The sequence below is a fragment of the Roseibium sp. genome, assembly GCF_039982295.1.
Classification (GTDB): Bacteria; Pseudomonadota; Alphaproteobacteria; order Rhizobiales; family Stappiaceae; genus Roseibium.
Genome location: NZ_JBDWYP010000076.1, coordinates 1 through 9,928 on the forward strand (window position 1 = coordinate 1; position 9,928 = coordinate 9,928).

At 60.5% G+C, this 9,928-nt stretch carries 8 protein-coding genes, 1 tRNA gene and 1 pseudogene; 6 read left to right on the top strand and 4 right to left on the bottom strand.

Annotated features, from left to right (window positions below):
* Positions 1 to 69 precede the first annotated feature (69 nt).
* Together ABJZ52_RS15510 and ABJZ52_RS15515 are read left to right on the top strand one after the other, a co-directional pair.
* Positions 70 to 146: transfer RNA gene (locus ABJZ52_RS15510), tRNA-Met, on the top strand.
* Positions 147 to 291: 145 nt separating this feature from the next.
* A complete protein-coding gene (locus tag ABJZ52_RS15515; protein ID WP_348487805.1) occupies positions 292 to 666 on the top strand; it encodes a hypothetical protein in 375 nt (124 codons plus the stop codon).
* Positions 667 to 684: 18 nt separating this feature from the next.
* On the opposite strand, the pseudogene ABJZ52_RS15520 reads toward ABJZ52_RS15515, so the two are convergent.
* Positions 685 to 1,752: pseudogene (locus ABJZ52_RS15520) on the bottom strand (recombinase family protein); the annotation flags it as partial.
* Positions 1,749 to 2,174 (bottom strand): hypothetical protein, encoded by a 426-nt coding sequence (locus ABJZ52_RS15525; RefSeq protein ID WP_348487806.1) that lies wholly within the window; start codon positions 2,172 to 2,174, stop codon positions 1,749 to 1,751. The pseudogene ABJZ52_RS15520 and the gene ABJZ52_RS15525, both read right to left, overlap by 4 nt.
* A gap of 218 nt (positions 2,175 to 2,392) precedes the next feature.
* Here ABJZ52_RS15525 and ABJZ52_RS15530 point away from each other — a divergent pair, with 218 nt between their 5' ends.
* A complete protein-coding gene (locus ABJZ52_RS15530; protein WP_348487807.1) occupies positions 2,393 to 3,589 on the top strand; it encodes a DUF932 domain-containing protein in 1,197 nt (398 codons plus the stop codon).
* 61 nt (positions 3,590 to 3,650) lie between these two features.
* Here ABJZ52_RS15530 and ABJZ52_RS15535 read toward each other — a convergent pair whose 3' ends face one another.
* A complete protein-coding gene (locus ABJZ52_RS15535) occupies positions 3,651 to 4,799 on the bottom strand; it encodes a hypothetical protein (protein WP_348487808.1) in 1,149 nt (382 codons plus the stop codon).
* Positions 4,800 to 4,995: 196 nt separating this feature from the next.
* Between ABJZ52_RS15535 and ABJZ52_RS15540 the strand changes: the two genes are divergently transcribed.
* The 3 genes from ABJZ52_RS15540 (at position 4,996) to ABJZ52_RS15550 (ending at position 9,514) form a co-directional block, all read left to right on the top strand.
* Positions 4,996 to 7,116: a ParB/RepB/Spo0J family partition protein gene (locus ABJZ52_RS15540; RefSeq protein WP_348487809.1), complete on the top strand. Its 2,121-nt coding sequence runs from the start codon at positions 4,996 to 4,998 to the stop codon at positions 7,114 to 7,116.
* A 97-nt stretch (positions 7,117 to 7,213) separates the two neighbouring features.
* On the top strand, positions 7,214 to 8,269 hold the full coding sequence (locus ABJZ52_RS15545; RefSeq protein WP_348487810.1) for a toprim domain-containing protein: 1,056 nt from the start codon (positions 7,214 to 7,216) through the stop codon (positions 8,267 to 8,269).
* 309 nt (positions 8,270 to 8,578) lie between these two features.
* Complete coding sequence (locus ABJZ52_RS15550; protein WP_348487811.1) at positions 8,579 to 9,514, top strand: DUF2493 domain-containing protein; 936 nt, start codon at positions 8,579 to 8,581, stop codon at positions 9,512 to 9,514.
* A 109-nt stretch (positions 9,515 to 9,623) separates the two neighbouring features.
* On the opposite strand, the gene ABJZ52_RS15555 is transcribed toward ABJZ52_RS15550, so the two are convergent.
* The coding region (locus ABJZ52_RS15555) for a DUF5615 family PIN-like protein (protein ID WP_348487812.1) at positions 9,624 to 9,928 on the bottom strand (305 nt) is incomplete at its 5' end.

Genomic DNA, 9,928 nt, shown 5'->3' on the forward strand with positions numbered 1-9,928 from the left:
AAAGAAAAACCCCGACTTCCTTTCGGAGGCCGAGGCGCTAGACAACTTGCTATCGCAAGGATCGTTGGTTGCGGGATGGAGCAGCCCGGTAGCTCGTCAGGCTCATAACCTGAAGGTCGTAGGTTCAAATCCTACTCCCGCAACCAACGATCCTTGCGATAGCAAGTTGTCTAGCGCCTCGGCCTCCGAAAGGAAGTCGGGGTTTTTCTTTCCTGCCGCAAACCGCAGGATTGCGCCTAGATCGCCGCGCAAGATGATCGCCAATTCTCCGTTGTCAGGCATGAGCGTTACTTGCTCGATCAGCGACCGCAGAACCTCGACCGCTGGTCCGCGGTCCTCATCGCGCTGCAGGTTCTCGCACAGCTTGCCAACCCGATCCTGATAGACATGCGCCATGTTCGGATGCAGCAAGGGCGGTGGTTCATCGGCATTCGCCAGCAGCTCGGCCAGTTCGACCTTGCGTGCTTCCAGCTTCTCGGCCTTGTCCTTCAGCTTCTCAGGTGGGAAGCCTCGAAGGATGGCGTCGACCATCTTGTCCAGCTCGCGATCAGCCCGTTCAAACTCCTTTTGCCATCCAACCAAATCCGCGCCGCGCTCGATCCTAAGACGGTTCACCTCGCGCGTGAATTCCGCGCAAAACTCCTTGAAGAGCTCCGGCACCATTAGATGATTGCGCAATCCGTTCAGTATCGAAGCTTCCAAAGCATCACGCCGGATATTCATCCGATTGCTGCATGTCCCTTTGTTCCGGGCCGTCGAACAACCCAGCAGGTCTTTTGAGATCAGCGAATAGCCACCGCCACAGCATCCGCATTTGATGAGGCCCCCCAACAGGTGCTTGGGCCGCCTGCGATCATTCATTGGATTGCCGCTGTCCCCGGTTGTATCGAACGCCAGGCTGGCTTGTCGCGCCTTGACGTCATCCCATATCGACTGATCGACAATCCGCAGGTCAGGCACTTCGTGCACAACCCATTCGCTTTCCGGGTTCGGGCGAGACACTCGCCTGCCGGTGTCAGGATCCTTCATGTAGCGCAGCCGGTTCCAGACCAGCCGCCCGATGTAGAGTTCGTTGTTGAGAATACCTGTGCCGCGCTTGGGGTTGCCGTGGATCGTCGAAGGCCCCCATTCCTTGCCCTGCGGGCCTGCAATGTCTTCCTCGTTCAAGGTCATTGCAATGGTGCGCGACGATTGCCCAGCAAGGTAGTCGCGGAAGATCCGCCGCACGACAGCCGCTTCGATCGGATTGATCTCGCGTTCCCCTCGGTCATCCGGGTCCGCGGTCCGAACCACGTCATAGCCAAAGCAGAGACCGCCGCCGGACCTCCCCATTTCCACCCGACCGCGCAGGCCGCGCCGGGTCTTGTCCGCGAGGTCCTTCAGAAAGAGCGCGCCCATCGTCCCTTTCAGGCCGATATGCAGTTCGCTGACCTCGCCTTCAGACAGTGTCACGATGCTCACATCCGCGAAACGCATCCGTTTGTAGAGCCCGGCGATATCTTCTTGGTCACGCGAAAGCCGATCTAGCGATTCCGTGAGGATTACGTCGAAACGTCGCTTGAGTCCGTCGGCGATCAGTTCCTGAACGCCTGGACGGAGGAGCGAGGCACCGGAGATCGCGCGATCCGTATAGCTGTCGATAATCGTCCAGCCTTCGCGTTCCGCACGCGCACGACAGATGCGCAGCTGATCCTCAATGGACGCATCGCGTTGATTGTCCGATGAATACCGTGCGTAAAGTGCTGCTTTCATATGCTCACCTCCCTAATCGCGGGGGCGAGTCTGTCCATGACGCGCGGTTTCCGCTTCGACAAAATTTCTTGCAGCTTGCCGTGCCAGCAGGCGAACCAAGTTGACCAGACGCGGGTCATCGCTTGCACGTCCCACGCGCCCGACATCACGATCTGCATTTTCGGCCCTAATTGAGCAACGCCCCGTCGAGGTATCGCGTGCCGTCTGGCCGCCGTGCTTTCTTTGATCGGTGGGTTCCATAGGGCCAAGCATGACAGACGGTCGCTGACCTTCAAGAAAAAACCATGTGGGAAAACAGCGAGTTGCCGCATGCGCTGGCGTGCTTTGGCGTAGGCTGTCGCAGTATGGGAAAGCTTGGCGTCGCACATATAGGCACCGTAAAGGCCGTAGTTCGAATGCGTGTCAGTCCGAATTCTGTCCATGGCGAGGTCCTCGGCGGACGAATTGCCAGCGCAATCGCCCCATTCATAAAGAATGCCACAACCCGCCCGAATCGCAAAACGGCATTGAATTGGGGTTGCGAGATTTCGCCGTTTGCACGCGCGGCTACTCCGGCGGGAGAGTGAGAGATGGGTTTGGGGAGCCGTGACGGGCTAGGGCTGGAGGAGTGGCCTCCGGCGCCTGTCGTGGAGGTTTTCCCATGATTCAGGAACAGAATTTCAATGCGCGCCCCGATGCGAGCGGCGGCTACAAGGTGGATGTGTCTCGCGGCTCGAACGTGGACCGCGTGTCGTCCGAATGGTTTTCGCGGCCCGACGATGAGCGCTACCTGTCACTCGACGACCTTTTCGCCTCAGTCAAAGGTCGCGCAGAGCGCAGTCGGACGCGCACGGTGGAGAGCGCTGCGATCCGGGTCGAGGCGCATCGCGACAATCCTGAGAAGTTGGGGCTGGTCTTGCCCGGAGCAGATGAGCCGATTGCGCCAACGCATTGGAGCTTTGGTCAACTGTCCAGCCTCGTCGGCGCGCCTGCCGCCTATTTGCGCCAGTTGCCCGCACCACTCGCAGGCATCAACTTACAATACGGCCTGACCAACCACCGCGCCGAACAAATCAAGACGCTGGAAACCGGCGACGGGCGCACCGAACTGCGTGCCGTGACCGGGCCCGACTATGGCCGCATCTACGATCACGAGCTGGTCTCTGCCGTCCAGCGTATCGCGGGCAATGGCACTGGCGACACGCGTTGGAAGGTGCCCGGCGTACTTGACTGGTCGACCGGCATCTACAATCCCCGGGTCGATATCACCAAAGACACCACCACACTTTATGCTTCAGACCGCGACGTCTTCCTCTTTCTGGTCGATGATCTGAACCCCATTGAGGCGGGGCTGCTGCCTGACGGCTCGCCAGACCTCTATTTCCGAGGGTTCTATTGCTGGAATTCGGAGGTCGGAGCCAAAACCCTCGGCATCGCCAGCTTCTACCTGCGCGCGGTCTGCCAGAACCGCAATCTCTGGGGCGTGGAGGATTTTCAAGAGATCAAGATCCGCCACTCCAAATATGCCGCGTCCCGCTTCGCGCATGAGGCGGCCCCAGCGCTCACCCGCTTTGCCGAGTCTTCGCCAGCCCCATTCATCGACGGCATCCGGGCATCACGCGAGAAGATCGTCGCGCGGACAGACGAGGATCGTCAGGACTTCCTCCGCAAGCGCGGGTTCTCGAAGGCGGAATCGGGGCACATCGTCGAGACGGTGTTGGCCGAGGAAGGCCGCCCGCCCGAAAGCGTCTTCGACTTCGTGCAGGGTATCACCGCGGTAGCTCGGTCGAAGCAGCAGCAAGATGCGCGGTTGGTGATGGAGGGGAAGGCGAAGGCGCTGTTGGAGAAGGCCCGCTAGGGATAGAGCCTGCGCGCGTCTTCTTTTCCAACTCGCGCGCAGCCGACCGTTTTAAGATCCATCAAAGCCAATAGTTCGGGACTGCTCGCCTTGCTGGCACACCCCGCCTTTCAATTTTGGCAATCGACATGGCAATGGATTTCGCCGTCCCGTCCTGCTTTTTCCCAAGGGTGCTCATTTTTCTAGCGCCTCCTAAGACAGCAATTCCGAGGCTAGTTGTTCCGGCCGCCGCCAGTGGCCCACCCAAGTGCGCCCCTAGTGCTGCCAGACCGATAGTAGACGCCGCTTCAAATGCGAAAAGAGTACCCGCAGTGAAACGGTCGCGGCCAATTTGTTTCTTGATACTGGTTAGCTCATCGTCGATGCTATTTCGTGCGTCTTCTAGGCGTTCGAGAAGGGTCTCTTGATCTTTCATCTCTAAGTCCAAATTCTGTTCTCTAGAGATGTCTTCAAGATATCGCCAGACCAACCGCCGAACACCCTCATACTCCTGACGGATCGAAAAGAAGTCATGAATATTGCTGCTTCTGATATTGTTTGGAACAAACAAATCCATAGAGCTCTGCAGGAGCTTAAACCGATCTGCGCGATGTGTCTGATCACCATCGAAGAGGTGATTTACATAGTTGATGCCGCCAAACGTTATGCTTGGGAGACCATCAACGATTGACGCCTCCCGTGCCATTCTTGCCAGCACGAAATCCGCCAGAACAGGATGACACAAAACACCGTTGTGCTCGATTACGTCACCGGTTTCTGGGTTTCTAAAATGCCCTACGCGCAAGGCCATTCCGTCAGTGAAGAAAATGTCGCGGAAATTCGGCGGGAATTTTTCCTCGGCAACATACTTCCAGCCCTTTTGCGACCAACGCACAGCTATCTCATCGTCTTGACCAGGACTTACGTGGCCGTACTGGTCGAAGTGAATTGGGGTCAGGTCTCCCTCTTGTTCAGTTTCTTCAACCAGCTTGGCAATAAGGTTCTCTGTCGCCTGCGCTACCCCATCTTTGTCCATCCACCCTGAGTAACGGTATGTAGGATCTTTCATTTCGATCAAGCTGTCGTCTTGCGAAAGAACCTCGTCGATACGTTGGCGACGCTTTACCCCGAATTGATCAACATTCGGAACAATCAGAGAAACTTTGTCACTGAATAGAAGTAGCGAACGCAGCCTTTCTTGGCTTGGTGTGTAATGCGGATAATAAAGCATGGTTTCAATTCCTGAAATTGCGCAGGCGGGCCAAGAGCGCGCCGTTTCTAGCTCCACTCTAAGGCGATTTCTTTTCAGCGGAAACACTGCAATCCTGTCCGGGGCCGCCTAAGAGTGAGAGGTGGGCCGGGTTTTCTGTGACGGGTTTGGAGGTCGAGAGAGTGGCTCCCGGCTGGCCCGTCGCGGAGATATCCCGATGACCAAGCAACAGAAAATCACCCTCAGCGCCTCCCGCGACATCCCCTTCAACAAGCTGATGCTCAGCCAGTCGAACGTGCGCCACGTCAAGGCGGGCGTGTCGATCGAGGAACTGGCCGAAGACATCGCGCGGCGGACGCTGCTGGCATCGATCACGGTTCGGCCCGTGCTGGACGACAACGGTGCCGAGACCGGGATGTTCACGATCCCGGCCGGGGGACGGCGGTTCCGGGCGCTGGAACTGCTCGTGAAGCAGAAGCGCTTGAACAAGACCGCCCTCGTGCCCTGCGTCGTGCGCATGGACGGCCTCGCGGAAGAAGACAGCCTGGCCGAGAACATCCAGCGTGCGCCGCTACATCCGCTGGATCAGTTCCGCGCCTTTCATGCGATGCGCGAGAAGGGCCGCACCGAGGAAGAGATTGCAGCCGCGTTCTTTGTCTCGGCCAGCGTGGTCAAGCAGCGGCTGAAGCTCGCCGCCGTCGCACCCGCGTTGCATGACGTCTACGCCGACGAAGAAATGACGCTCGACCAGCTGATGGCCTTCACGGTCAATCCCGATCACGCGCGGCAGGAGCAGGTTTGGGAGGCGCTGCAGCGGCATTATTCCAAGCAGCCCTACGAGATCCGCCGGATGCTGACGGAAGGCGCCGTGCGGGCCTCGGACAAGCGGGCGCAGTTCGTTGGGCTCGACAATTACGTCGAGGCAGGGGGCGACATCCTGCGCGACCTGTTCCAGCAGGACGACGGCGGCTGGCTGCAGGACGCCAGCCTGCTCGACGTCATGGTGACCGAGAAGCTGGCAGATGAGGCCGAAGTGATCCAGGCCGAGGGCTGGAAGTGGGTCGAGGTCGACACCGACTTTCCCTATGGGCACACCTTTGGCATGCGGCGCATTCATGGCGAGGCAGAACCGATGAGCGACGCTGAGGCCGCCGACTATCAGGCGCTGAAGGCCGAATACGACGCGCTCGAAGCGGAACATGCCGAAGCGGATGAATTGCCCGAGGACGTCGAAGCACGCCTCGGCGAGATCGAAACGGCGATGGAAGCGCTGCAGGACCGCCCGATCCGGTTCGAGGCGGAAGACCTGGCTTTGGCAGGTGCCTTTGTCAGTATCGACAGCTCTGGCCGGCTTCGCGTTGAGCGCGGCCATGTACGCGCTGAGGACGAACCAGTCGAGGAACAGGACGAGTCCGCTGATGTCGATGCTGAAGCGCCGATTGTCGAACATGCGGATGACTTTGTCTCACCCGCCACCGAAGACGAGGAGGAAGAAGACGGCCTCAAGCCGCTCTCCGACCGTCTCGTCATGGAACTGACGGCCCATCGCACGGTGGCGCTCCGCAATGCACTCGCGCAGGAACCGCAGGTCGCTTACCTCGCGGCGCTCCATGCGATGACGCTTCGGCTGTTCTACCACTACGGCCTCGACAGCTGCGTCGAGATCGAACCGCGCAACGCGGCCTTCGGGTCGCAGGTGCCGGGCCTTGGCGACACGGCCTATGCGCAGGCCATCGACCAACGGCACGAGACCTGGGCGCGTAACCTGCCCAAAGCGTCGGAAGACCTTTGGGAGACCCTGACCGAGTTCGACAGCTGCAGCCGCGAGGCGCTGTTCGCCCATTGCGTGGCGATGAGCGTGAATGCCGTCCACGATCCCTACCAGCGCCGCCCCCGTGCGATCGCGCATGCGGATGTACTGGCTGGGACCGTCGGGCTCAACATGGCCAAGGCAGGCTGGGTGATAACCGGCGATAGCTATCTCGGTCGCGTGACCAAGGCCCGCATTCTTGAAGCCGTTCACGAGGCGAAGGGCGAGGACGCCGCCGACCGCATCTCAGGCCTCAAGAAACCGGAGATGGTCACTGCCGCAGAGGACCTGCTTGCGGGCACCGGCTGGTTGCCAGAACCACTGCGCACGCCGCCTCTGCCCGAGGAGGATGTCCCGGCGTTCGAACTGGTCGACAACCTCGATGAACCGACTTCGGATGATGATACTGACGCAGGCGAAGGGCAAAGGGCGGAAGACGGCGGCGAACCGGCTATCGGAGATTTCGATGTGTCAGGCGAAGATGATCCCGTCGCTGCGGACGCCTTCGCCAAGACAGCCGCCGAGTGACATTCGAGCAGGTCGAGGCCCATCCAAGAGGTCTGGCCACAGGGGTCCGCCAGCAATGGCGGGCCCCTTCTTTTGTCTATTGCTGAAGGAGGTCCATATGCACAGCCCCGCCGCAGAACTGTCCCGTCGCCTTGCCGAGAACGCCGAGGCCGTGTGCCGCCATTACCTTTCAAACGGCAGGAGGCAGGGGCACTACTGGATTGTCGGTGATGTTCAGAATGCTCCAGGGCGGTCCATGTATGTCCTTCTTTCCGGACCTGCGAATGGCAAAGGAGCTGCAGGCAAGTGGACCGATGCGCAATCCGGCCTGCACGGGGATCTGCTGGACATCATCCGCGAAAGCTGCGGCTTGTACGACTTCAAGGATGTCGCTGCAGAAGCGCGGCGGTTTTTGAGCCTGCCACCACCGGAGCCGTCATTGCCGACTGCAGCCCGATTGCAGACACCGGTGCCCGTCGGATCAACGGAAGCTGCACGACGCTTGTTCGCGATGGGCAGTCCGATCTGCGGCACTCCAGCCGAGTCCTATCTGCGTAGCCGCAGGATCAGTCTGTTCAATCCGGTGCCGAACTTGCGGTTCCATCCAACGTGCTACTATCGGTGCGAGAACGGTGGGCCAGCGCTCCGGCTTCCGGCGATGCTCGCTGCGATCACCGATCTGGACGGCCATCAGACCGCGACACATCGCACATGGCTGCGACCGGATGGGACCGACAAGGCGGATGTCGAGACACCGAGGCGGGCTATGGGCGCGCTACTCGGCCACGGGGTGCGGTTCGGCTCGGTTGATGATGTCCTCGTCGCGGGCGAGGGCATCGAAACCGTTCTGTCCGTTCACTCGGCCCTGCCTGCAATGGCCACACTCGCGGGGCTGTCGGCGGCGCACCTCGCTGCCATCCAGTTCCCCGAAGGCCTCAGGCGGCTCTATGTTCTGCGAGATCGCGATCCGGCCGGTGCGGCTGCGAGGGACACGCTATGCTCTCGCGCAGAAGACGCCGGGATCGAAGCGCTGACACTCACCCCGCGGCTGGGTGACTTCAACGATGATCTGCGACGCTACGGCGTGGCCGCCCTGCAAGACCGTTTACGGCTTCATCTGCATCCCGAGGACGCTGCACGTTTTCTGGCGGTCAGAGGAAGAACGGGTCGGTAATCGCTGTACGGCTCATCGCATGACCTTTCGTGCTCGTTCCCTGCGGCTCCTTCCTCGTGGAATGGCCGGCGCGCACGGCCTTCTCAGAGGGCAGGGGACCCACAAACGGGACGGTCCGGCAATGGCCGCGCTCCGGTTATTTTCCGCCGCGCCCCGATGGGGCGCTTTGCATCGCGAAACAAAATAGCCGGGCTTGGCCATCAAGGCCCTCGCAAAGAGCTCTGGCTGCCCGCCCCTCCCGCCCGTGGGCGCGTTCCTGCCACGAAGGCCGCGTGTGTCGCGCGGCTCACCCGAGAAAGGAGCCCCGAGATGACCTTAGAGCACGAAAGCGCAGCCGTTGAGCCGCATCACAGTTCTTCACCAACCGACCACGTCCTCACCGAACTCCAGCTTTATGGCTGGCGTCCATATGAGGATGAACCCGATCCCCGCCCGCTGCCTGAGGGCAACCAGGTCGCCGCCGCCGTCACAGATATCGTCGATGCCTTGGTCGCCACGCTGGGCGATACCCGACTTGAACCCGAACTCGACGAACTGCTTTGGGGCACGGTCAACCTGTTCCATCGCGCGCTGGCCCGAACCGAGCGGCAACTCGACGACAACGAGCAGGCGCAGCCCCGCCTGCAGCGGGAACAGGACGGTTCCGAGGTGAAGTCCCTCGAACTCGAGCGCCTTTTGGCCGAGGGGCAAAGCATGCTCGAACGCCGCGCAGCACTGGAGCTTTTCCGCGACCTCGCAGCCGAAGGTTTCGAGCATCACCTCGCCAAGCCCTGGCATCCCCGGAGCGGCTCGCGCGTCAGCCATCGCAACCTGACTGCGGCGATGATCGACAGCCGGGATTTCCTTGCCGCGCGCCGCCGGGCCGAGGCGCAGCTGCTTCTGCCCGAGGGGCCCAAGGTGGCCGTCACAGGCGGTGCTGACTTCAACGATCACCATCTGATCTGGGCACGCCTCGACCGGGTCCATGCCAAGCACCCGGACATGGTGCTGTTGCATGGCGGCTCGCCCAAGGGCACAGAACTCATTGCCTCACGCTGGGCTGATCACCGAAAGGTGCCGCAGGTCGCCTTTCGCCCCGACTGGGCGAAACATGGCCGCTCAGCCCCGTTCAAGCGCAATGACGCGATGCTGGATGTTCTACCGATTGGTGTCCTGGTCTTCCCCGGCACTGGCATTCAGGAAAACCTCGCCGACAAATCCCGCAAGTTGGGCATCCCCGTCCTGAAACATGAGGGCGGCGCGTGAGCGCCGCCTGAACCCACTGTAGACGTCTCAACTGAAAAACTGCCGCAACGTCCAAAAGCGTCGGTATGATGAGGCTTCGCCGACGCAGCGCAAGCAGTCCAAGAGACCGCTACGTACCGTCCTTTGGCAATTCCGCATGCGTTACAAGACCTTGGAAATTGACCTCCACGACGCGGTTGACCATCCAATCCTGCGGTGTCTCTGGCGGTGCTTCTTCATTGATCAACGCGAGTGCGGCCTCGATGGACAGGATCTGACGCGCCTTTGAGACCGATGGAATTATGATCAGACCCGGATGCATTTGGTCTGGTTTTCCGCAGAGCTTCCGAAAATCCTTGCCGTTTACAGTGATCAGCGTGTGATCGAACGCGATGCAATAGGCCAACACATCCTTGTCCGTCGCACCCGACATGT

Coding starts and splice junctions, on each gene's coding strand:
- ABJZ52_RS15535 (WP_348487808.1), bottom strand. CDS start 4,799: ATGCTTTATTATCCGCATTACACACCAAGCCAAGAAAGGCTGCGTTCG.
- ABJZ52_RS15545 (WP_348487810.1), top strand. CDS start 7,214: ATGCACAGCCCCGCCGCAGAACTGTCCCGTCGCCTTGCCGAGAACGCC.
- ABJZ52_RS15530 (WP_348487807.1), top strand. CDS start 2,393: ATGATTCAGGAACAGAATTTCAATGCGCGCCCCGATGCGAGCGGCGGC.
- ABJZ52_RS15550 (WP_348487811.1), top strand. CDS start 8,579: ATGACCTTAGAGCACGAAAGCGCAGCCGTTGAGCCGCATCACAGTTCT.
- ABJZ52_RS15540 (WP_348487809.1), top strand. CDS start 4,996: ATGACCAAGCAACAGAAAATCACCCTCAGCGCCTCCCGCGACATCCCC.
- ABJZ52_RS15525 (WP_348487806.1), bottom strand. CDS start 2,174: ATGGACAGAATTCGGACTGACACGCATTCGAACTACGGCCTTTACGGT.